A 22,915-nucleotide genomic window follows, 5' to 3' on the forward strand; every position below is an offset into this window, starting at 1 on the left:
TCCCGTCAGCGAGTTGCGTGGAAATGGATTTTGCAGGTCTGACTAAAGATTAAGAAGTGGTGAGGTTTACATGACTAGGCTGGGTGTCCATAAGCGCTGGAACAAAAAGTTTCTGTTGAAGGAGGTGGAATGTCGCGTCCCGGAACAGATCGACTGGACGCCGGATCGGCTTGCTGAATCTTTGGCAGGGCATGCTCGCAATGAAAACAAGATCGCCGCTTACGCTGCCGGGGATCCCGATTTTGAGCTGGGTGATGCGGTGTTCCCGCTTCAGTGGCATGCACAACTCCTCATGCGCCGAGTTGAGTTCGATATCTACAAGCGCGAGAGTGCTGACCGCATTGAATTTGCGCTTGCTGCGTGGCACAACGTAGTTCGGCATTTGATGCTATTTGGTCGCGGTGCAGCTTTACTCGGCACAGCTCCGTGCTGGGGCTCCTCCATCCGCGACCTAGCCGAATCCCTCGCCATGGCCTACGCACTAGGTTGGAACGCGGCGGCTGACAAGATCGCCCAGTGCGCTGTCCTAGTGATGCCCCAGGGCGCTCTGTGGTCAGCCGGTGACCTCGATCCCCGCAACGAAGCGCGCCGCGAGCCCTTTGCCCGCTTCACGCTCGCTCTGTACGCCGACTTTGCTGGCATCACGCTGCCAGAGCTGCCGCCCCATCCGTACGAATCGCCGGCCTATGACGCTTTGTTTGCCTGCTGGCGTGACCCCGACCCAGAGGTGCTCATCGAGCCGCTGCTTGCCACCTGCGACTGGCATACCCACGAATGCATGTACAGCCGTTCGGATCGCCCGAGTAAGGATGTGGATTTCATCAACGACACCTTGATGGGCTGGCCCGTCGAGGTGCACATGGTCTACCGGCTGCGGGAGCGGCTGGGCTTGCGGCTTCCCGCTGAGCTGGATCATCCGTTGATGAAGTCGCCCCTGGGGGCGTATTTGCCGCCGCAACCCGTGCCGCAGGACGAGCGTCTGAACAAGGTCATCCGGCGGGCGTGCGCCGAAGTGCCGGGGCTGGCCGACGTGTTGGCAGGCGTCATCTGATGTGAGCCTGACCGTCGCCAAAGCTACCGGCGAGACCGCGTTGTGGCGCGCGTGGGCAGCGCGGGCGCCATGGCCGGCTCCAGCGTTGGCCATGCACGCATCGACACCAACGAGACCTTCGCGACGAAGAGCAGCATCGCAGGCGGCGTGACGCTCACCCGGCCGGACCTGCAAGCCAGCTATGTCGCGGCCCTCAAGGCTGCACAGCGCGAACCGCTGCAGTCGCAACGCGACGAGAAGAGCGAGCAACTGCAGCAACTGTTGTGGAACGAGCCGCCGCCTTGCGACGGGTGCCACTACGCCTACAAAGCGCCTACGCTGCCAGGAGCTGAGGCCGTGAGCTTGGGCGCGGCAAGCCAGGGCAAGGCAGAAGGGGTGTCGGTGGCGGGCACGGCGCAGGCCGTCAGCGCGGTCAGCGCGGTCAGCTCCCGTGCGGTGCTGGGCAGCGCATCGACAGTGCTTGGCTATGGCAGCAACAGCCAGTGGAGTGACTGGAACGCGGCAGTGCAGGCGCTGCAAGCCGAGATTGCACAGCTGGACACGCGCATCGCGGCCATCGACGCCAAGGTCTACCAGGACCGCAGCAGCCTGAGCACCAGCCCCAGCGGCCTGCACCAGCCGCTGCTGCACACCTTCGACAAGACCAAGGCCACGCAGGAGCTGCGGGACGGGGTGGCGGTGACGGCGGCGTTTGGGAAGGCGGCGTTCCAGGCAGCTGGCACGTTTGCTGGCAAGCAGGCGGAGGCGGCGCAAACGGCTTGTGGCGGCCCGGGCCAGCCCTGCCCGGAGGCAGACAAATGGCGCGATGGAGGCAGCTACAAGGCGCTGCTGCATGCAGTGGTGGGGGGCGTCTCCAACGGCAGTGCCGGCGCGGTGGGGGCGCTCACCGCCGAGCTGGCGACGCCCTACATCCGCAAGGAACTCATCGCGGCCGGAGTGGCCGCGGAGACGGCAGCCTATGACGTGCTGATGTCGGGGGCCAAGTCCCTCATCGGGGCGGGTGTGGGAGGTGCAACCGGCGCGGCCTCCGCGTTCAACGCCGATGCCAACAACCGCCAACTCCACCCCGATGAGGTGGCCTACGCCAAGCGCAAAGTGTCTGCGTGGGCAAGCCGCCGGGGGATCTCTCTCGCGCAGGCCGAGCAGGAGCTGGCGCGCGGGGCTCTCTATGGCAACGACCTTAAGTGGCAGGTGGCTTACTCCAGCTACTCGGCTGAGCAGGTGGATGCCTATGCTCAGGCCGCCGAGTTCTTGCGTGTAGAGGCTCAGCGTGACGGCTTCCACTTCCAAAACCTGGAGGGAAAGCTGCAGGCGGGCTTCACGTCCACCCCAACCCAGTTTGAGAACACGCGCTATCTGATGCAGGTCGCGTTCGCAGACGCCGGGACTCGCAAGTTCTACAGCGACAACGCCGCGCTCGCGCTCGGCGACCTGGGCGCCAAGGGCCTGGTGCGCTTCTCCGCCGCTGGCGGCCTTGGCGTTGCGAAGGGCTTGCCGCAAGGCGTGGAGGAGGCGCTGCGAACTTACGCGTCGCTGATGGACGCCGCCACCTACCAGCGGTTTGCCAGCGCCGTGATGGCTGTGGCGGCCAATCCGAAAGCCACCTTCGAGCAGGTGTTGGCAACGGCCAAATCGCAAGGCCAGGAAGCCGTTTTCGGCACCTACCTGAGCTGGATGCAGAAGGATAGCGCTGCACTCGGCGAGTCGGCAGGCAAGGTCCTGGGGCAGTTCCTGGTGGACAGCGTCGCCATGGCTTCTGGGGTGGCGCTCTACAAGAACGGCGCCTACATTGCTGACGGCCTCACGACGGTGCAAGCGGCTCTGGCGCGGCGCATCAGCCTTGAAGTGGACCGGATCGCCGAGAATGCGCTGCTCAAGTCAGGCGGCGTCTTCAGACCCGACGGCACCCCGTGGCTGGACTTGAAGACGCTCAGCAATGATCAGAAGCGCATTGCCGGCGAGTTCTGGGGGGAAAGCATGGTGCGCGTTGCAGTGCCAGACGGCACGAAGCTGGGGCGCACGCAATCCATGGGCTCGACGGGTATCGACGATCTCTACAGGGTCAATCGACCTGGCGTTGACTTTGTTGTGATCGAGTACAAGTTCGACAACCAAGGCATGGCGCAAACGCTCGATGGCCGGCAGATGAGTGATTCGTGGCTGCTTGGGAGTGTGACGCGGACCGATCGAATCCTGGAAGCTGTCAGTGGCAATTCGGCGCTCGCCGATCAGGTCAAGGATGCGATGGCCCAGGGCCGCGTCGAGAAATGGAAGATCAACGTGAAGCCCGACGGCAGCACCGAAATCAGGGTTCTTGATGGGAAGGGTTACGTGAAGCCGATTACCCAAAACGGATCCAAGATCCTTTGTGGGAGGCCGGATGACAAGTGCTGACGCCTTGATTCGTGCCCCCCTTGGGAATCCTCAGTACTGGCGTCATTGGCATCAGTACCGCTTGGGAGCCATCGAAAAGGGGTGGCAGATCATCGCCCAATCCGGCGCAAATCCAAGCTACGAGCCCCAGTACTTGGCAGTGCAGGCACAGCGGCACTGGGAACTGATGGTCTTCCTCTACTCCGCTGGCGCCCCCATTCGAGACCTCGCGCCGTGGTTCGACGGCCTATTGCATGCCTGGGAACAATCTCAGGCGCTGGAGCCCAGCGTTTATTCACCGGAAGTGGTCCACAGCCGTCGCACTTGGTCCATCAACTTCGATCTCTACGGCGAATGCATGTGGTTGATCGGCCTGGCCCTGGCTTTGGAGATTCCCGACGCGCAGTGGCAGCGCCTGCTGGCGTTGATTGGCAATGAAGGCGAGGACGCCGTGCTCGATACCCTCATTGCCAGCCGTCAGATCGGGCGGCGCATTGGCGCCAAGCTGCTCTACCCCAAGCCCTACGCGCGCCTGCATGCTGCCATGACCGCGCCACCCCAGGCCCGGCCAGCGCTGCTCAAGGACTTCGTCGAGCACTGGTACGTCGAGTTGGACCGCAAGGCCACCAAGGGGCGGCCAGCGATCTACAACCGCCTGTACTGGTACAAGCTCGGTGACGAGAACTTCGAGGGCGGCGCGTACTTTGGGCGCTGGTGCATCGAAGCTGCGGCTGCGGCCAAGGCCTTCGGCATTGACGATGCGCTGTGCTGTGGCCTGGAACACTACCCGGGTGACCTGCTGCGGCCGGATGGGCCCAGCATCCATCCGCAGCGGCACTTTGCGGCATCTGCGCCGCCGCCGTGGTGGAAGCGGTGGTTGTCGTCCCGGTGAGCGACGTGGGTCTGCTTTCACGATCGTCATTCGCGGGTTCACTCCGATCGGTCCTTCACGAACAATGCAACGCCTTCTCGAATTGCTGATCATCATTGGCAACTCGACGATGCAGTCACCGGCAGTGCGAGGTACGGGCCGGGTGACCTGCCGTTGTGGAGCAGCCCAGTGCTGAACTGCGGAAGTCGATGAACCAATGCCGCCCTGGTGCGCTGCTTCGGCTTGCCGGCAGCAAGAGCCCTGATCGCAGGACAGTTCCTGCCACACACACCAGCGGCCAATTCCCTTCAATTTCACTTCAACCTTCAGCACTGATGCGCCTCGACTTACGCCTCCCCCTGTCCATCGTTGCGGCCGCGCTCATGGCCGCCTGTGCCGCACCGCCCTACCGTGGCGTCGGCGGCATGACGGCCTATGACATCAAGCCCGAGGTCTACGCCTACCACTACGAACATGGCTTCACCGGCGTGGATGCCATGGGCTGGGACCCGAACCTGCAGTTCGCCTGGTCACGGCTGGGCGCCGCCAAGACCTGTGGTGTGCCTTTCGATGAGCAGGCCATGCTGGCGCAGCTGATCTCGCGCTTTGGCCACGACCGGCTGGCGCACGGCATGAACGGCGTGGACTTCCATCACCTGCAAAGCCAGCGGGTGCCCGGGTTTTGCAGCGATGCGCGCCTGGCGGAGCTGCGCGCTGTGGTGCCTGCGATGGCTGCCGGACGGTTCGAGCAGCGGTCCGCCGCGCCGGCTCGGTCACCTGCCTCATCCAAACCGGTCTGACCTGTGTGGCGGACTGGCCATGCTTTCTTCCATGCCCCGAGCGCCTTGAAGTGGCGGTTCGCGGCGCATGTCCTTTCAAGCTTTGTTCCCAACTTCATGCACGCCAACTTTTGGTCTCAAACCGCGCCAGCCGCACCATCAAGCTGGCTTGCAGGCCATCGCATCTCGCGTCTGCTGAGCGTGCTGGCTGCGTCCTTCGCCATCAGCGCCTGTGGCGGCGGGGGTTCCGACACGCAGGTGACCGCGGTGAACGGGCAGATCGTGTCGCAAACGCCGTGTAGCGCCGCCGCGAACCTGACGTTGTCGGCCGTGTATGACATCGCTGGCGTGAGCCATGGCGCCGGCACGGTCATCACCCTGCCTGCCGGGCAGTCAGTCACCGCAAGCCCCAGGCTCGTCGGGCTGCCCGAGAGCTGCGCAAACTCGGTGCGCTGGACTTTCAGCGCGCTCAGCAGCGCGCAGGCTGGGCTGAATGCCAGCACCGATTCCGGCGTGGTCACTGGCACGCCGCGCAACGGCGAAGTGCTTGAGGTGAACGTGAACTGGTTGGTCGTGGGCGCGCCGCAGACGGGGGGCGGCACGTTCCGGTTCGTGGGCCGGAGCTGAGGCGCAGCCTGTAGCTTGGGTGACCACCGTGGACCCCAACATATCCCGAGGGCAAGCGCGTTGGGGTTCGCATGGCTCACCGCGCTGATCAAGGTGTTCAGCGTCTAGCCCTGGCGCGCGGCGCAATGCCCGGCGCCGCATCGGGTGTGCGCAGCAGCGCGCGGAAGGGCTCGAACAGCCAGGAGCGCATGCCCAGCACCAGCGTGTAGGCCGTCTTGTCGGCGGTCGGGCGGGCCTGGTCGGCCACGTGCTGGTGCACGAAGTCCTGCGCCAGACGCTGCAGGCGGTCGTGGAAGTCAGCGGCGCGGGCATGGGCGATCTGGCCGTGCACCAGGGCCAGCTGCTCGCCGGGGCCGTCGAAGCCGCCTGCGAAGTAGTCGGGCACGGCGTGGCGGCGGAAGAAGGCCATCACCGGGCCGTCGGGCCGCCAACGGAAGGTCTGGTCCACCTTCAGCCGGTAGCGGTTGTGGGCGCGCAGCTCGATGAAGCCCAGGCGGTCCAGCGCCGTCAGGGCCGCCACCAGCTGCGCATCGCTGAGGGCGTAGGTCTCCAGCATCTGCGCTGCCGTCCAGCGCGCCTGCACGCAGATGGCCACCAGCAGCAGGTGCGGGTCGGCCACCACGGCGGCCTCCTGTTCGGCGCTCAGCGCCTGGCGGGCCGGCGCCGCCAGCGCCACCTCACGAGCCAGGGCGGCGAAGTCCAGCTGCAGCACGGCCAGCACCTGGTCGATGCGGGCCAGCGTCAGCTCGCCGCGCGAGAAGATGCGCTTGACGCTGCTCTCGGCCAGGTTCAGGTGGACGGCCAGCTGCGCGTAGGTGATGCCGGCGCGGCGCAGCTCGGCCTTCAGCGCGGCGGTCAGGGCCTGGGTGGCGTTCATGGCCGCAAGTATCAATGGGCGATACCGGTGGGTTTGCCGGTCGTCACCAGCGAGGCAGCGCTGGCAGCGTTGCGGCCCGCGCCCCACCATCCGCACCCGTTGCCACTGCCCCTTCCATCGCCATGCGCTGTTCGATCCTCGCCCGTCGCCACCTCAGCTCTCGTCGTGCGTTGCGCGCCCCATTGCTGGCGCTGTGCGTTGCTGGCGTGGCCGCGGCTGCGACCGAGCCCGCCCGAGCGCAGGCAGCCGGTGACCATGCCGCGCTGTTCTCTCGCGTCGAGGCGGCTGCCGGCCGTGGCGACCACCCCGCGCTGAAGTACCACCTCGGCATGCTGTTGAACAACGGCGTCGGCACCGCGCGTGATCTGCCGCGCGCCTACGCCCTGTTCAGCGAGGCCGCCGCGGCCGGCGAGGTGCTGGCGGCCTACAAGGTGGGCTGCTACCTGGCAGGTCAGTTCCCTGGCGTGGTGCCGCTGGACGAGGCGCAGGCGCTGGCGTTCAAGCAGCGTGCCGCCGACGCCGGCTACGACCTCGCCCAGCACGATGTGGGGTTGATGCTGCTGAAGCGCGGCGACCGCACCGGCGCCGAGCGCTGGCTGGGCCTGGCCTCGCACCAGGGCCACGTGCCGTCGACCGCGCTGCTGGCCTGGTTGGCGGAGAAGGACGGCCAGGATCCCGTCCAGGCGCTGGGCCTCGCCCTGGTGGTGCAGGCCGGCATGAGGCAGGCGCCCGTGGGGCTGCCTGACCGGATCGCTGCCTTGAAGGCCGGGATGGATGAGGCCGGCCATCAGCGTGCCGCGGCGTTGGCGGCCGGCTGGGTGACGGGCCCGACCGCGCTGACCCAGCAGGCCCGCGCCGGCATGCGCGCCGTGGCGCCGTTGCTGGCGGCCGCCCCACCGGCCACGCAGCAGCCGTGAGCGGCTGAGCGTCGGCAGCCGCGCCGGCTCTGGCCCAATACGGGCATGGACACCCCTCTGCAGGCGCTGGAGCAGCGCATCACCGACCTCGAGATCAAGGCCAGCTTCGCCGAGGACACCGTCGAGCAGCTCAACGCCGTCGTCGTGCGCCAGCAGGCGCAGATCGACCGGCTGGTGCGCGAGCTTGTCGAGCTGCGCGACCGCGCGTCGGCGGCCGAACCGGGCGGCGTGCGCTCGCTGCGCGACGAGCTGCCGCCGCACTACTGATGTCTTTGCGGGACAGACCGCCCGAGCGCAGCGAGTAGCGCTGTCCCTGCCGGACGCGATCCAGGGCCGTGGCTGCCGGGTGCGACTTTGTGCACAGCACGCGGGCGCGGCGCTGTGCCGCAGCCCGGTTTGGCGGCCTACGCTTGAGCCGCGTGTCGGTCATCTCAAGCGGCGGCCACAGCCCCGTCCGGCACTCCACAGGGAGCCAAGTCTTGCGTGGAGTCGTGCGCCATGGACGTCCTGATGGAAGTTGCCGCCAGCCCCGATGGGGTGCGGCCAGAACCCGCCCCATTGCTTCAACGTGATGATCTGCAGTGGCAGCAACGCCGCTCGGGGTCGGAGTTGATGCGGGTGCGCGGGGCCTACCGCAACCCCTACGCGCGCGACCGTGCCCGCGTCATGCACAGCCAGAGTTACCGCCAGCTGCAAGGCAAGGCGCTGCTGGGCGGGGTGGACGACGGTGAGGTCTTTCGCACGCGCGCAACGCTGGCGCAGGAGGCGGCCCAGTTGGCGCGTGGCCTGCTTCGGTCGTTGCAGCACCTGCATTCGGCCAGCGCGCCGTGGACACGGCTATTGCCCGAGCCCAATCTGATCGAGGCGATCGCCTTCGGTCGGCAGATGGGCTGCCCGGCGTTCGGCGAGGCGGGCGAGGTGGCGTTGAACCACTGGCTGCAGGCAGACGGCGGTTTCTCGGCCACGGCCCAGACGCTGCGGCTGCTGGCGCGCCAGGAGCCGTATGCCGACCAGTTCGGGCTGGATCCGTCGCGCCGCGTGCTGCTTGGCTGCCTGTCACACCCCGCGCCGCGGCGGCTGGTGTTCAGCGCCAGCGGCGCGGCCGGGCGCCCGGACCGCCGCCGGCCGCCCGGCTGCTACTACGACGCCGACCAGGACGTTGTCGACTGGGCGCTGCTGCCCGCCAGCAGCAGCGACAGCCATGCCTTCATGCTGCCCTCGGCGTTGCCGCGCGACGGCCAGCATGGTGTGGCGGGCTGGGGCGGTTTTGATGCCAGCCTGATCGGCGTGGCCGAGGCCATTGCGGTGGGCGTGCATGTGCTGGAGGACGGCATCCGGCTGGGCCTGGTGACGGCCGAGCGTTGGCTGCGGCTCAAGCCTGATCCGGGCTGGGCGGCCGCGGTGGAGCTGGGCGCCCCGTCGCAGCTGGCGCAGGCGCTGTTCGGCAGCTCGGAGTCGGCGCGGCGGCGGGCCGTGGGCACCTTGATCAACGCCTTCATCGTGTCCGTCGAGGTTGATGAGCGGGACGATCTGGAGGAAGCGCTGCTGCGTTACCGCGTGTGCCTGCTGACCGAGGCCGAAGCCTTTCTCGCACAGCTCAGCCACCTGGTTCACGAGGTGGTGCTGGGCGCTCCGGGCGTGATGGCCTACCAGCGCCGGGGCGGCCGCTGCCTGCAGGCGGTGGCCGAGGCCTTCTGGGACGACCCGTCGCGCCTGTTGCCCGAGGCGCAGCGCCGGGTCCACGACATGGCGGGCAGCACCGGAGAGCAGCGCCGGCTGTTGGCAGACTGGCTGGCCAGCGCCTGCGACGCGCGCGTGTTGCGCTGGCACGCGCAACTGGTGGGCTGAGCCGGGGCGCGCTTGTGCCGCGGGCAGGAGCGCGCGCCCGCTCTGATGCAGCGAGCAGCGTGGGCGCCGGGCGACGGCCCGCGCGGTGCGGCGACAATCGCGGGCTTCCGCCATGCAGTCGCCCGCCCACGCCTCCCTCGCCCCTGACACGCCGCAAGCGGTGCTGTCCCAGGTTTTCGGCTACACCGCCTTCCGCGGCCAGCAGGCCGAGATCGTCGAGCAGGTGGCCGCGGGCGGCGACGCGCTGGTGCTCATGCCCACCGGCGGCGGCAAGAGCCTGTGCTACCAGGTGCCGGCCATCCTGCGCCACACGCGCGGCCAGGGCGTGGCCATCGTCGTCAGCCCGCTGATCGCGCTGATGCACGACCAGGTCGGCGCGCTGGAGGAGGCTGGCGTGCACGCCGCCTTCCTGAACAGCAGCCTCACCGGCGAGGAGGCCAGCCGCATCGAGCGCGAGATGATGAGCGGGCGCCTGACGCTGCTGTACGCCGCGCCCGAGCGGCTCACCACGCCGCGCTTCCTGGCGCAGCTGGAGAGCCTGCGCGAGCGCGGCCTGCTGAGCATGTTCGCCATCGACGAGGCGCACTGCGTCAGCCAGTGGGGGCATGACTTCCGTTCGGAGTACCTGCAGCTGAGCCTGCTGCACGAGCGCTTCCCCGAGGTGCCGCGCATTGCGCTGACGGCGACGGCCGACGACCTGACGCGGGCTGACATCATCGAGCGGCTGCAGCTGCAGGACGCGCGCGTCTTCATCAGCAGCTTCGACCGGCCCAACATCCGCTACCTCATCGTCGAGAAGAATGGCTCGCCGCGCGAGCAGCTGCTGCGCTTCATCAGCGACGAGCACGAGGGCGAGGCCGGTGTCGTCTACTGCCAGAGCCGCAAGAAGGTGGAAGAAACCGCCGAGTGGCTGCAGAGCGAGGGCATCAACGCGCTGCCGTACCACGCGGGCCTGGACGCCGACCTGCGCCGCCGCCACCAGGACCGCTTCCTGCGCGAGGACGGCCTGGTCATCGTGGCCACCATCGCCTTCGGCATGGGCATCGACAAGCCCGACGTGCGCTTCGTCGCCCACCTGGACCTGCCCAAGAACATCGAGGCCTACTACCAGGAGACCGGCCGCGCCGGCCGCGACGGCGCACCCGCCGAGGCCTGGATGACCTACGGCCTGGCCGACGTCGTCAACCAGCGCCGCATGATCGACGAGAGCCCGGCGGACGAGGTCTTCAAGCAGGGCCAGCGCGGCAAGCTCGATGCGCTGCTGGCGCTGTGCGAGGCGACGGACTGCCGGCGCGTGCGGCTGCTGAACTACTTCGGCGAGATGAGCAGCGCGTGCGGCAATTGCGACAACTGCCTGAACCCGCCCGCCACGTGGGACGCCACCGAGGCGGCCCGCAAGCTGTTGTCCTGCATCTACCGCTTCCACCAGCGCGGCCAGAGCTTCGGCGCTGGCCACTTGATCGATGTGCTGCGCGGCAAGGCGACGGACAAGACCCGCCAGCACGGCCATGACCAGCTGTCCACCTGGGGCTGTGGCGCCGACCTGTCCGAGCAGCAGTGGCGCGCCGTGCTGCGCCAGCTGATCGCACTGGGCCATGTGGCGGCCGAGGGCGAGTTCAACACGCTGGCGCTGCAGGACAGTGCGCGCGGTGTGCTCAAGGGCGAGGTGGAGATCCGGCTGCGCGAGGCCGAGGAGAAGAAGCCGCGCGGCAAGGGGGCCAAGTCTGGCCGGGTGGCGAAGCCGAAGGCCGACCCGGCGCTGGGGCTGGACGCCGAGGCCGCCGAGCGCTTCGAGGCGCTGAAGGCCTGGCGTTCCGAGGTGGCGCGAGAACACGGCCTGCCGGCCTATGTGATCTTCCAGAACACCACGCTGGCCGAGATGGCGAGGCAGATGCCGGGCGACCTGGCCGAGCTGGGCGAGATCAGCGGCGTGGGCGCCAAGAAGCTGGACGCCTACGGCCGCGAGATCCTGCGCGTGCTGGGCCGTTAGCCGCCGCGCCGCCGGCCTGTCCGGCCGCCGCGCAGTTCGTCCGATCCGGGCTGCAGCCCGTCGGCCGCCGGGCGACCCGCCAGCGATGGCTCCGAAGAATGCCGCGCGTCGCAACGGCATCACGGAGCTTCGCCATGGACACCTTCACCTCCGCCGGCCGGCCCAGCCGCCCGGTCGCGGCCGCCGCCGGCCTCTGGTACCTCGTCGCCGCCACGGGGCTGGCCATCTTTGCGCTGTACATCGGCGTCAGCTACGGGCGCGCTGCGCTGGGCGGGCCGCCGGGCGAGTCGCGCTGGGTGGCGGGCGACGGACTGGGCAACGCGATGCTGAGCCTGCACCTGGTCTTCGCGCTGTTGATGACCGGCATCGGCGTGCTGCAGCTGATCCCGCCGCTGCGCCGGCGCATGCCGGCCGTGCACCGCACGCTGGGCCGCGTGTTCCTCGCGGGCGCCCTGCTGGGCACGGTCAGCGGCTTCTACCTGATCTGGGTGCGCGGCACCGTGGGCGGCGTGACCATGCAGCTGGCCACCAGCCTGAACGGCGTGTTCATCGTCACCTTCGCGGCGCTGGCCTGGCGGCATGCGCGGGCGCGGCAGTTCGAGGCGCACCGGCGCTGGGCGCTGCGGCTGTTCATCGCGGCCAACGGCGTGTGGTTCTTCCGCGTCGGCTTCATGCTGTGGATGCTGATCTGGCAGGCACCCGTGGGCTTCGATCCCAAGACCTTCACCGGGCCCTTCGTGACGGCGATGAACTTCGCGCAGTTCCTGCTGCCGCTGGCGGTGCTGGAGCTCTACCTGCGCGCGCGCGGCCGGGGGCTGGTGCTGGCGCTCGCGCTGGTGCTGCTGAGCGTGGCCACGGCCGTTGGCATCTTCGGCGCGACGCTGGGCATGTGGTTGCCGCGGCTGGTCTAGCCGCGGCGCTCAGTTCAGTGCGCTGCCGGCGCTGGCCAGCTGGGCGCCGTCGGCCGTCGGGTCGCGGCGGCCGGTGACCACCACGCGCGGCAGCTGCTTCACCTCGGCCACCTGGGTGCCGGCGCGCCGGCCTTCGACAACCACGCGCTCCAGCTGCACCACCGGCACGTCGTCGGCCGGCACCGTCAGCGTCATCCACGCGGCGCCGGTCAGCGCCACGAGGGCGACGAGGGCGGCGGCGCTGGCCGCCTGCAGGCGGGTGGCGACGCGGTGGCTGGTGGTGCTGATGCGGTTCATGGTGCTCTCCCGGTTTGGTGAGCGTGACTGTGCCCGCCTAGGGTTTGCCCGTCCTAGGGTTTGCGATAGGCCGCCGGTTTCCGCGGATGAACTGCGGCTGGCGGCGACGAGGCTCGTCGTCACGCTTGTGGGCGACGCGTGGCCGGCCTGTCACGGCTAACACGGATACTGCGCGCGCTCATCCAAGGGAGACAGAACATGGCACGCGGCAACGACGTCCAACTGGGCGGCATCACCGACCTCAACCTGCTGGCCGACATCAAGCGCGGCTTCGTCGACGCACTGGAAGTCGTCACCTACGTGGACCGGCTGCGCAAGGTGTTGCGCACGCTCAACGGCCTGCGCCTGGGCTCGCGCGAGAGCAGCGCGCCGGCCTCGCCCTACACCGACATCGTCGCGCGCTGGCGCATCGTCCATTCCTTCCGCTGGAGCATCGTGGAGGGCAAGGACGGCGCGCCAGACCGGCTGCTGCTGTGCGTGAACTTCGACGGCGGCTGGGAGCCCTACATGCGGGTCATCTGGGACCAGCTCGGCTCCACGCTGGACCTGATGCTGTGCCACACCGAGGGCTACACGCTGTCGCGCGACTGCAGCTTCGAGACCTATGCGCGCTGGGTGCGCGAGCACGAGGTGTCGGCGGACTTCCTGTTCATCGAGTCGGGCCGCACCGTCAGCGACGCCGAGTACCTGGCCAAGCTGGAGGCTGCCCAGCGCGGCCGCGCCAGCGAGCTGGAGTTCAACCGCCTGCGCGCGCCGGCCTCCGGCGAGGTGCAGCCGCTGCCCACCGCCGACAAGGACCGCTTCGCGATGGCCGCGCGCGGCCTGGTGCCGCTGGCGGGGCTGTTCACGCTGCAGCGCTTCTTCGGCGCGCATGCGCCGGACCGCGCCTGTCTGCTGCGCGCCACGCACGACATCCTGTTCGAACTGCGCGAGCTGAACACCGCCCAGCAGTTCCCCAACGACGGCGGCAAGACGCCCGGCGGCGCGCTGCGCCAGCGGCACTACGAGATGCTGCAGTGGTTCGAGCAGCCGCTGCCCGAGCCGCAGGGCCAGGCGCGCGCGCTGTCGCTGAACCCCGGCGACCTGCAGGCCTGCATCCTGACCAAGCCGCCCGGCAACCGTGGCGGCCTGGTGCTGCTGCGCGTGGCCAACGCGGCGCAGGCCGTGGCCTGGCTGAGCACGGCGCCGGTCAACCGCGACAACGACAGCACCAGCCCCGACGGTGTGTGGCGCCAGGTGGCGCTGACGCTGGCCGGCCTGAAGGCGCTGGGCGTGCCCGCCGCGCGGCTGGAGCGTTTCCCGCAGGCCTTCAAGGAGGGCATGGCCGCGCGCGCCGGCCTGCTGGGCGACGTGCGCCACAACCACCCCACGCACTGGGCGCTGGCCCGCCATGTCAACGGCGTGGACCGCGTGGACCCGGCGAATGCGCACGTGCTGGTGCAGCTGCGCTTCCCGGCCGCCGAATCCGGCGACGCCTTCACGCCGGCCGACGAGCAGCGCCTGCGCGCGCTGGCGGACGCGCTGACCGTGGGCACCGGCCTGGCGCTGGTGGCGCTGGAGCCCATGCGCAGCAACGCGGCCGACAAGGAGCACTTCGGCTTCAAGGACGGCATCAGCCAGCCCCAGCTCGCCGGCGCCGGCACGCCCGGCACCGCCTGGGACGACACCGTCAAGACCGGCGAGATCCTGCAGGGCTTCCCCACCGAGCGCGACAAGGGCTACGCCGTGCCCGAGCAGCCCGACGCGCTGCTGGACCGCGGCAGCTTCCTCGTCGTGCGCAAGCTGCGCCAGTACACCGGCCGTTTCGCCAAGCGCACCTACGAGCAGGCGAAGAAGATCGGGCTGGACCACGACCTCGTGCTCGCCAAGCTGATGGGCCGCTGGCAGGACGGCCGCGCGCTGGCCGCGCCCGCCGTGACCGGCAACGACTTCAACTACGCCAAGGACGCGCAGGGCGCCGCCTGCCCCTTCCACGCCCACATCCGCCGCGCCAACCCGCGCGACCTGGCCGGCACCGCGTTCGCCAAGAGCCGCATGCCGCGCATCCTGCGCCGCGGCATGAGCTACGGCGCGCCGGTGCACGCCGATGCGCCGGACGACGCGGACCGCGGCCTGGTCTTCATGGCCTACAACGCCCACCTGGCCGAGCAGTTCGAGGTGGTGCAGCGCTGGATCGCCGGCGGCAACGCCAGCGGCGGCTACTCGGGCCAGCCCGATCCGCTGCTGGGCGTCGTGGACGGCAGCGCCGGCCCGCGCTTGTTCCCGTTCGAGCATGCCGGCAAGCCCTACGAGGTGGACCTGGGCCCCGAGCCCTTCGTCACGCTGCAGTGGGGCGCCTACTTCTTCGTGCCGTCCATCGCCGCACTGAAGGGCCTGCCGGGCCTGGTGGAGCTGGCCCTGCCGCTGCCGGCGCCCGTGCCGGTGCCCGAGCGCGTGCCCGACCTGCAGGACAAGGCCGCCATGCAGCTGTGGCTGGAAGACACCAACACCCGCGACCAGGCCTGGGCCTGGGTGCGCGCCCAGCCCGGCGGCGTGGTGGACACCGCCTACGGCGTGCTGGTGGGCGCGGCCGAGCGCGTCTGCGAAGTGTTGCGCAACCAGCCCGACCGCTACTCCAACAGCGGCTACGGCGAGCGCATGCACGACTCCATCGGCGTGGGCTTCCTGGGCCTGGACGACGACACCGGCCACCGCGAGCAGGCGCCGGCCGTCAATGCCGCCATCGAGGCCTACAGCGAGGCGCAGTGTTACGCCACGGCCTACAAGATCGCCAAGCTGGGCCTGGAGAAGCTGAAGGCCGAGGCTCGCGCGCTGCTGGACGCCTTCCCCGCCAGCCAGAAACCCAAGGACCTGCCCGCCGACACGCCGCTGGACTTCGAGCGCCTGAGCGAAGGCGTGCTGGCCGCGCTGTGCACCGCCTGGTTCGGCCAGCCCGACGGCAAGCGCATCTGGGGCACGGAGTTCCACGCCGAAGCCTATGCCGGCGCGCCGGGCGTCGGTGCCGTGGCGCCGCGCTGCCCGCGCGACCTGTTCAAGGTGTCGCGCCACGTGTTCGGCCCCTACCCGACCGACGCCGTGAAGGCCGAGGGCCGTGCGGCAGGCCAGCGCTTCCTGGCGGCCACCCAGGCCTGGCTGGACGAGCCCGGCACGCAGCTGCCACCGCTGGCTGCCAAGATCGTCGCCGCCGCCCAGGCCGTGCCCGGCGCCACGCCCGACCTGCCGGCGCGCACGCTGGCCGGCATCATGCTGGGCTTCCCGCCCACCACGCATGCCAACCTGCTGACCGTGCTGGCCGGCTGGGTGCAGACCCGCAAGCTGTGGGAGCTGCAGCCGCTGTGGACCGAGGTGAAGCCCGACGCGGCCACCGGCATGCGGCCGTATGCCGAGGCCGTCGCGCGGCTGCGGCCCACGATGGTCGCGACGCTGAACCAGCGGCCCACGCCGTTCCAGATCTGGCGCAAGGCGCGTGTGGCGCACAGGCTCGGGCAGGTGGATGTCCAGCCGGGCCGCGTGTTGGTGGTGGGCCTGGGCTCCGCCACGCAGCAGGACCCGCTGCGCCACCACGTCGCCTTTGGCGGCGACCGCGCCGACCCCAAGGGCGCGCCGCCGCACGCCTGCTCGGGCTACGGCATGGGCATGGGCGTGATGCTGGGCGTCATCGCGGCGGTGCTGGACGCAGGGGTGATGCGCTTCACGGGGGCGCCGACGGTGGTGGCGTTGGCGGTGTGACCCACGTCGGGCAGGTCGAGACCTGCCCGACGACCGAGGCCCGCAGCGTCAGCAGCTGATCTTCGCGAAGTTCGTCCCCGCGCCCGCTGCTGCCGGCAGCTTCTGCTTCACGCAGGACGCCGGCTGCAGCGTGTAGCTGTACGGGATGCCCAGCGGGAAGTTGGCGGTCGTCGTCCAGTCGGTCGCGTCGCGCGATGGCGACGAGCCGCTGGCGACCCAGGTGATGCCGTAGGTCGCGAAGTCGGCCGGCGAGCGCACGTTGTTGTCGCGCAGCTGCCAGTAGCCGATGGCCGAGCTGTCGCGCGAGGTGACCGGGTTCTGCGCGTTCTCGAACCAGTTGCCCTCGATCAGCGAATAGCCACCCATGCGGATGTTGGCGCCCGAGGTCTTCACGCCGCTATAGAGGTTGTTGTAGAGGTGGGTGTAGCCGCCGCGCTGCAGCGGCAGGCGGGCGCTGACGTTCTGGTAGTGGTTGTGGTGGAAGGTGATGAAGCGGTCGCTGGCGTCGCTGTCGCTGCTGCCGATCAGGCCGACCTTCTGGTGGTCGTGGATGTGGTTGTACGAGTAGGTGATGTGGTGCGCGCCGGCCTTGCTGTCGATGAGGCCGTCGAACTCCAGGTCGCCCGCGCCGCTGCAGTCCTTCAGGCTGCTGAACAGCGTGTTGTGGTCGATCCAGATGTAGCCCGGATAGCCGCCGCCCTGGCCTTCGATGCCGATGGCGTCGATGGAGCCGGGCAGCAGGCCGATGGTCATGTTGCGGATGATGACGTTCTGCGCATTGCCCTTGATGGCCAGGCCGAAGTTGGCGCCCGAGCCGTTGGCGCCCTCGATGGTGACGTTGCTCTTGTTCTTGACCTCGACGATGGCGCCGGCCGGCTTCTGCCATTGCGTGCAGCTGTCGGTGATGGATGCGAAGTCGAAGGTGCCGGTGTAGCGCAGCACCAGGCCGGAGCTGCCGTCGTAGGCGTTGATGGCCGCCTGCATCGCGGCGGCCGTGCTGACGGTGACGGGCGCCTTGCTGCCGCCGCCGGTCACGGTGCCGCCATAGCCGCCGCTGTGGCCGGCCGGCGCGGGCGCGGGCGTCGGCGCCGGGGTCGGTGCGGGCGTGGGCGCTGGGGTGGGTGCCGGCGTCGGTGCCGGGCCGGCCACCGGGCCGAGAGCGCATTTCTCCTTCAGGCCGGGGTTGGGGTCGCTGCCGAAGGTGGCCGTCGTGCAGGCGATGTTGCCGCTGAGGTTCTTGATGACCCACTTGTCCTTGACGCCGAAGGACACGGCGCGCGTGGCGGTGCCGACCTTGCAGGTGCCGCCTTCATCGGCGCACTTGGAGTAGCCCGAGGGCCAGTCGGCGGCGTGCGCGGCGGTGGCGGCCAGCAGCAGGCTCAGGGCAGTGCCGGCCGTGCGCACGGTGGGCAGCGGCGGCGGGGTCAGGGGCTTGGGCGAATGGGGCATGGAAGTCTCCGTGGTGGTGGGTGGGCCGCACGCCGGAGCCAGACCCGGTTCACGCGCGCAGCCACGCCCGCGTCGGCCGGCGCGCAGCAGCGCACGGCCAGGGCGAACGTTGTTTGTGGGCAGGGGGAGCCAGCGCAGACGTCAGGTCGCCGCCGGTCGATCTGCGCGCACCGCGCAGCGACGTCAGGTCGGCGCGGCGTCTTCACCGCGCATCGTGGCGGCGATCATGAAACGATGTTTCGATTTGGGCGATGCGGGCTTGCACGTAGCCTGCAGCGGGGGCGCTGCAGGTGTAAGCGACGTGACCGGATGCTGCGGCGCCGGCGGGCCCGTTCAGGGCTGCGGCAGCCGCTGCGCGCGCTGCAGGAAGCCGGTCATGCCCATGCGCTCGAACTCGGCGAGCGCCAACGCCAGCGCAGCCGGCCAGCCGCTGTCCAGCCGCAGCTCGGCCTCCAGCAGTGCGGTGACGGCCGATTCGTGGTCGGAGTTGCGCTGCTCACCGGCGCCCCGCGCCAGCGCCAGGTAGCGCCGTGCCTGCATGGTGTCGCCGGCCTGGGCGGCCAGCCGGGCGGCGGCGCGGTAGGCCATGGCGCCGCCGATCCAGTCGTGCTGGCGGCCGCGCTTGAGGGCCCGTGCGATGTGGTGGCGCGCGGCAACGTTGTCGGCCTGGGTGGACAGGATGTCGGCCAGCCAGCCGTGCTGGAAGCTGCTGTACAGGCCACCGCCGCGCGGTGCCAGCCAGGCCGTGGCGTCGAGGATGTGCTGACGGGCCAGCGGGTCACCAGCCTCCATCCAGGCGCCATAGGCCCCCGCGGCGTGGCCCATCGCGCAGGTGAACATGCTGCGCACCTGGGCGCCGACGCGGTGCGCCACGGCCGCGGCCTGGCGGGCGTCGGCCCAGCGGCCCTGCCACAGCAGCACCGCGGCGCGCCAGCCCTGGATGCTGGCTTCTACCGCGTGGCCGCTGCCGTCGAAGGGCTCCAGCGCCTCGGCGAACACCTCATGGGCGTCGCTGAAGCGGCCCTGGTCGCCCAGCACATAGGCGCGGCAGCACAGCGAGAACGACAGGCCGATGCGGTTGACGGCGTTCTTGCTGGCGCGCGGGCGCTGGCGCTGGATGGCCAGGTCCAGCATGGGCATGGCCTGGGCGTAGTCGGCCGCGGCGGCCTGCAGCTGGCCCACGGTGCCGGGCAGCTGGGCCAGCAGCGCGTGGTCGCCACACTGCTGGGCCTGCTCGACGGCGGCGCGCGCGTGGCGCAGGCTGTCGCGCGTCTCGCCGAGCGCGTAGCCCACATAGGCCAGCCAGTACTCGGTGCGGGCGATGACGCCGGCGTCGCCATCGGCCTGGGCCAGCTGGGCGGCATGGCGCAGCACGCGTAGGTCGTCCTGCGAGGCGTCGAACACGCAGGCCATGCCCAGCCGCTGCGCGACGCTGATCCAGCGGCGGCGGCGGCCACGCCCGGCGTCGTCGCCGTCGGGCAGGAACTCCAGCGCCGCCAGCGCGGCGCGGAACTGCTTCTTGGCGCGGTCCAGCGCCGACGCGGCCAGGGCCTGGTCGCCCGCGGCCTCGGCATGCAGGCCGGCGGCCGGCCAGTCGTTGGCGGCGGCGGCGTGGTAGGCGAGCTGCTCGTGCAGCTCGGCGCCGCCGCGGGCAGTCAACTCGGTGCTGATGCGCCGGTGCAGCGCCTGGCGCTCGTGCAGGCCGGTGGCCTCGTAGACGACATCGCGCGTGATGCCGTGCTTGAAGCGCAGCAGGCCGGGGCTCTGGTCCGGGAAGATGAAGTCCTGCGCGGCCAGCGCGCGCACGTCAGGGTGCTGCTCGCCGCAGCCGCTGAGGGCTTCGAGCAGCCACACCGGGATGACCGTGCCGATGACGGCGGCGAGGCGCACCAGGCGCGCCTGCTCGGGTGGCAGCCGGCCCATGCGCGACTCCACCAGCGCCGCCAGCCACGCGGCGCTGCTCTGCCCCGCCACCAGGCTGGCGCCCGCGTCGGCCGCGGCGTGGCACAGCTCTTCGATGAACAGCGGGTTGCCGCCGGCGTGGCGGCGCACCTCGGCGGCGATGAAGGGGTCGCCCTGGGGCAGCAGCTGCTGCACGGCGTGGGCGGACTCGCAGTCCGTCAGCGGCGGCAGCGTGATGAGCTGCTGGGCATGGTCGTCATGCGCGCCCAGGCCGCTGCCGCCAGGCTGCGGGCGGCTGGCGGTGAGCAGCAGCAGCGGCAGGCCCTGGCGCTCGGCGGTGGTGCGCAGCCGGTGCAGCAGGCGCAGTGAGGCGTCGTCGGCCCATTGCAGGTCGTCGATGAACACCAGCTGAGGCATGCGCCGGGCCAGCGCGAGCAGCAGGTGCAGCAGCGCATCGGCGCGTTGCGGCGCGGCGCTGGCCTGGGCTTCGGCCAGTTCGGGCGGCGCGTCGGGCATGCCGTCCATCGCGCGCAGCATCTGCAGGAAGGGCTGCAGCGGCTCGGCGCTGAGGTAGCTCTCGCAGTAGCCGCGGTGAATGTGGAAAGGCTGTTCGGCCTGGTCGACGACGTGGCGCAGGAACTCCTCGATGAGCCGGGTCTTGCCCACGCCGGCGCCGGCGCGCAGGCCCAGCCAGCGGGTCTGGCCGGACAGCGCGGCGGCTAGCCCGGCCGACAGCGCGGCCAGTTCGTCGCCGCGGCCCACGAAGGGCGCCAGCCCGCGCCGCATGCTGGCCTCGTAGCGGCGGCTCACATCGGCGCGGCCCAGCACGCGGTAGGCCGCCAGCGGCGTGGCGCGGCCGCGCAGCTGCAGCGAGAAGCGCGGCCCGGTCACGAAGAACTGCGCCTGCAGGCCCAGGCTCTCCTCGCTGGCGATGATCTCGTCGCGCTTGGCGGCTTCGCTCAGGCGGGCGGCGATGTTGGGCGCATTGCCCAGCAGCTCGAAGCGGCCGCGCATCTGGTCACCCTCGCCCACGAGCACGATGCCGGCGTGGATGCCGCTGTGCAGCGTCAGGCCGGGAAAGTCGGCGGGCAGCGGGCCGGGCGGGCGCAGGCCGCGCACGGCGGCGTGCAGCTCCAGCGCGGCCTCGGTCGCGCGGCGGCCGTCGTCCTCGCGCACCTCGGGGTGGCCGAACACGGCCAGCATGCCGTCGCCCTGGATGCGCGCGATGACGCCGCCGTGGTGCGGCACGATGCGCTCGTACAGGTCGCGCAGGGCCGCCAGCATGGCGGCGTAATGCTCGGCCTCCATCCACTCGGCCATCGCGGTGGAGCCGCTGAGGTCGACGAACAGCAGCGTCAGCAGGCGGCGCTGGCCTGCGGCCTGGGGGCCGGTGGCGGTGGAGGCAGGGGGCAGAGTCACAACGCCCGGGATGCTAGCGGCTGCCGCCCCCGCTTTCGCCGAGATCGGGCGCGAGTGGGGGCCGGGCTCTAGACATGACCGGCGCGCCGCTCAGGCGTGCAGCGGGTGCAGGTCGGGCTCGGCCACGGTGCGGGCCACGGTGGCCGGCAGGTCTTCCTCGCGCAGGCCCAGGTAGATGGGCTCGCCGTTGCGGCGGTGGATGTTGATCTTGGCGTTGTAGACGCGGTGGATCAGGCCATGTTTGTCGGCGATCTGGTACTCGCTGATGCCCCACAGCCCGGTGCTGTCACGCCGGCCGGTCAGGTAGCAGGCGATCTCGTCGACCTCGGAGCCGGCCAGCCGCAGGCCGTTGAGGCTGCGCAGCGGCGCGCGGGTGCGCTCGACGAAGTCCAGGCTGTCGATGCGCACGTCTTCGCCGGTGGTGGCGTCGTGCATCAGCGTGTTGAACTTGCCCACCAGGATCTGGCCGGGCTGGGCGTTGTCGATCATGCGCGCCAGCTCGATGGTCACCTGGCCCACCAAGTAGCTGAACGAGGTCGGGTTCAGGCCCTCGGATTGGTAGAACTCGTAGTGCGAGCCGACGTGGAAGCAGGCGCGCAGCCGCGGCACGGACTCGGGCCGCGTCGCGCGCTCCTGGGCCAGCGCGTTGTCGGCCAGGATGAACTGCATCAGCTGGTACAGCTCGACGTTGGCCTCCACGCCGCGCATGCGGTTCCAGATGTAGAAGCCGTCGCCCGTGGTGGTGCGGGCGAAGTTGATGTTGATCTCGCGGTCCAGCAGCTTGGCGTAGGCGGCGTTGACGGAGCAGGACAGGCTGTTGAGCTGCACCACCTGCTGCAGCGGCGTGAGCAGCGAGAAGCCGACGGCGTCGAACAGGATGACGGCGCGGTCTTCCACCAGGCGCACGCCGTAGCGCGCGGCGATGGCAGCGATCAGCGGCAGGCCCAGGCCGTCCTCGGGCGCGAACGGCAGCTCGATCAGGCGGGGCTGCACGTCCAGCGCGCTGGCGACGCGGTCAAACTCGGCGGCCTCGAGGTGTTCCTGATTGGACAGCAGCTTGTCCAGCAGCCGGGCGCGGCGCGTCAGCTCGGCGGGCGGCAGGCTGCCGTCGCCCAGCGCGAACTCGGTCAGCAGCGGGTGCGGCGCGACGATGACGCGCAGCCCGCGGGCCTCGGGCGTCCAGCCGAACAGCAGGTTGTCGCCGAGGTTCCACAGCGCGTAGAGCGCCTGGTCCAGCAGGATGATGTTGTCGCGAAGCTGGGTCTCGCCCAGGCCCGCCGGCGCGGGGTAGGCCATGAAGCCGTCCAGCCACGAACGGCGTTTGCGCAACTCTTCTTTCACAAGCGGGCTCCGATGACGAAGCCCGGATTGTCTTTCAGAGCTGTGACTTTTTACGCAAATTGACAAGCCGACTCGGCGGCGCAGCCCCGGCCACGGGCCTGCTGCGCCGGCGACTCGGCTCGTGGTGACGACATGCGACGGGTGCGCATGCAGCTCAGGCGCGGCGGGCCGTGACGGTCACGCGCGGCAGCTGGGCCACCTCGCGCTGCGCGTAGCCGGTCACGACGACGCGAGGCAGCTGCACCACGGTCTTGACGGCGGTGCCGGTGACGACGACGCGCGGCAGCTGGTGCACGGTCTGCGGGGCGGCGCTGGCGGCCAGGGCGGTGAAGGCAAAGGCGGCGATGGCAGCGGCCTGGATCAGAACGGTGGTCTTCATGGTGGTTTCTCCTGGTGTTCGCACGGCGGAATCGCGGTGTCGATGGCAGGCAGTGTGCGCAGCCGCGCCGGGCGCCGCGAGGCGCTTGCGATGAACCGCAGGCGGGGCATGGTGAGCTGCGGCAAGCCGGGATGAAGCGCCGCGCCTATCATGGC

Annotated in this window: 17 protein-coding genes; 11 read left to right on the forward strand and 6 right to left on the reverse strand. The window is 70.2% G+C overall.

All coding sequences use genetic code 11. The features are described from left to right. The first annotated feature begins 70 nt into the window (after positions 1 to 70). The 5 genes from NYO99_RS07335 to NYO99_RS07355 all read left to right on the forward strand — a co-directional run bounded on the left by NYO99_RS07335 (position 71) and on the right by NYO99_RS07355 (position 5,701). Entirely contained in the window at positions 71 to 1,051 is a 981-nt protein-coding gene (locus tag NYO99_RS07335) for a hypothetical protein (RefSeq protein ID WP_268166499.1), read from the forward strand. Between the two features lie 69 nt (positions 1,052 to 1,120). Further along, a complete protein-coding gene (locus NYO99_RS07340) occupies positions 1,121 to 3,445 on the forward strand; it encodes a hypothetical protein (RefSeq protein ID WP_268166500.1) in 2,325 nt (774 codons plus the stop codon). Next, positions 3,432 to 4,316, forward strand: coding sequence for a PoNe immunity protein domain-containing protein (locus tag NYO99_RS07345; protein WP_268166501.1), 885 nt, complete (start codon positions 3,432 to 3,434; stop codon positions 4,314 to 4,316). The genes NYO99_RS07340 and NYO99_RS07345 overlap by 14 nt, the downstream gene beginning before the upstream one ends. Positions 4,317 to 4,630: 314 nt before the next feature. Then, positions 4,631 to 5,095: a hypothetical protein gene (locus NYO99_RS07350; protein WP_268166503.1), complete on the forward strand. Its 465-nt coding sequence runs from the start codon at positions 4,631 to 4,633 to the stop codon at positions 5,093 to 5,095. 45 nt (positions 5,096 to 5,140) lie between these two features. Continuing rightward, positions 5,141 to 5,701, forward strand: a complete 561-nt coding sequence (locus NYO99_RS07355; RefSeq protein ID WP_268166504.1) for a hypothetical protein — start codon at positions 5,141 to 5,143, stop codon at positions 5,699 to 5,701. Between the two features lie 97 nt (positions 5,702 to 5,798). On the opposite strand, the gene NYO99_RS07360 is transcribed toward NYO99_RS07355, so the two are convergent. Next, positions 5,799 to 6,578, reverse strand: a complete 780-nt coding sequence (locus tag NYO99_RS07360; protein ID WP_268166505.1) for a helix-turn-helix domain-containing protein — start codon at positions 6,576 to 6,578, stop codon at positions 5,799 to 5,801. A 122-nt stretch (positions 6,579 to 6,700) separates the two neighbouring features. On the opposite strand from NYO99_RS07360, the gene NYO99_RS07365 reads away from it, so the two are divergent. From NYO99_RS07365 to NYO99_RS07385, 5 genes are all read left to right on the forward strand, one after another. Then, complete coding sequence (locus NYO99_RS07365) at positions 6,701 to 7,495, forward strand: tetratricopeptide repeat protein (protein WP_268166506.1); 795 nt, start codon at positions 6,701 to 6,703, stop codon at positions 7,493 to 7,495. Positions 7,496 to 7,540: 45 nt separating this feature from the next. Next, entirely contained in the window at positions 7,541 to 7,762 is a 222-nt protein-coding gene (locus NYO99_RS07370) for a SlyX family protein (RefSeq protein ID WP_268166507.1), read from the forward strand. 231 nt (positions 7,763 to 7,993) lie between these two features. Continuing rightward, a complete protein-coding gene (gene dgt, locus NYO99_RS07375; protein WP_268166508.1) occupies positions 7,994 to 9,343 on the forward strand; it encodes a dGTP triphosphohydrolase in 1,350 nt (449 codons plus the stop codon). 112 nt (positions 9,344 to 9,455) lie between these two features. Beyond that, entirely contained in the window at positions 9,456 to 11,333 is a 1,878-nt protein-coding gene (gene recQ, locus NYO99_RS07380) for a DNA helicase RecQ (RefSeq protein WP_268166509.1), read from the forward strand. 134 nt (positions 11,334 to 11,467) lie between these two features. After that, on the forward strand, positions 11,468 to 12,244 hold the full coding sequence (locus tag NYO99_RS07385) for a DUF2306 domain-containing protein (protein WP_268166510.1): 777 nt from the start codon (positions 11,468 to 11,470) through the stop codon (positions 12,242 to 12,244). A gap of 9 nt (positions 12,245 to 12,253) precedes the next feature. Here the strand turns inward: NYO99_RS07385 and NYO99_RS07390 are convergent, their stop codons facing one another. After that, complete coding sequence (locus NYO99_RS07390) at positions 12,254 to 12,541, reverse strand: hypothetical protein (protein ID WP_268166511.1); 288 nt, start codon at positions 12,539 to 12,541, stop codon at positions 12,254 to 12,256. Between the two features lie 198 nt (positions 12,542 to 12,739). On the opposite strand from NYO99_RS07390, the gene NYO99_RS07395 reads away from it, so the two are divergent. After that, positions 12,740 to 16,270, forward strand: a complete 3,531-nt coding sequence (locus NYO99_RS07395; protein ID WP_268166512.1) for a Dyp-type peroxidase — start codon at positions 12,740 to 12,742, stop codon at positions 16,268 to 16,270. Positions 16,271 to 16,318: 48 nt separating this feature from the next. Here NYO99_RS07395 and NYO99_RS07400 read toward each other — a convergent pair whose 3' ends face one another. The 4 genes from NYO99_RS07400 to NYO99_RS07415 form a co-directional block, all read right to left on the reverse strand. Continuing rightward, positions 16,319 to 17,719, reverse strand: a complete 1,401-nt coding sequence (locus NYO99_RS07400) for a pectate lyase family protein (RefSeq protein WP_268166513.1) — start codon at positions 17,717 to 17,719, stop codon at positions 16,319 to 16,321. 333 nt (positions 17,720 to 18,052) lie between these two features. Further along, positions 18,053 to 21,040 carry an adenylate/guanylate cyclase domain-containing protein gene (locus NYO99_RS07405; protein WP_268166514.1) on the reverse strand — a complete coding sequence of 996 codons (2,988 nt, stop codon included), beginning with the start codon at positions 21,038 to 21,040 and terminating at the stop codon, positions 18,053 to 18,055. Positions 21,041 to 21,130: 90 nt separating this feature from the next. Continuing rightward, on the reverse strand, positions 21,131 to 22,381 hold the full coding sequence (locus NYO99_RS07410) for a hypothetical protein (protein WP_268166515.1): 1,251 nt from the start codon (positions 22,379 to 22,381) through the stop codon (positions 21,131 to 21,133). Positions 22,382 to 22,535: 154 nt separating this feature from the next. Further along, complete coding sequence (locus NYO99_RS07415; RefSeq protein WP_268166517.1) at positions 22,536 to 22,760, reverse strand: hypothetical protein; 225 nt, start codon at positions 22,758 to 22,760, stop codon at positions 22,536 to 22,538. Positions 22,761 to 22,915: the final 155 nt, after the last annotated feature.

This window comes from Roseateles hydrophilus, from assembly GCF_026712245.1.
GTDB classification, from domain to species: Bacteria; Pseudomonadota; Gammaproteobacteria; order Burkholderiales; family Burkholderiaceae_C; genus Pelomonas; species Pelomonas hydrophilus.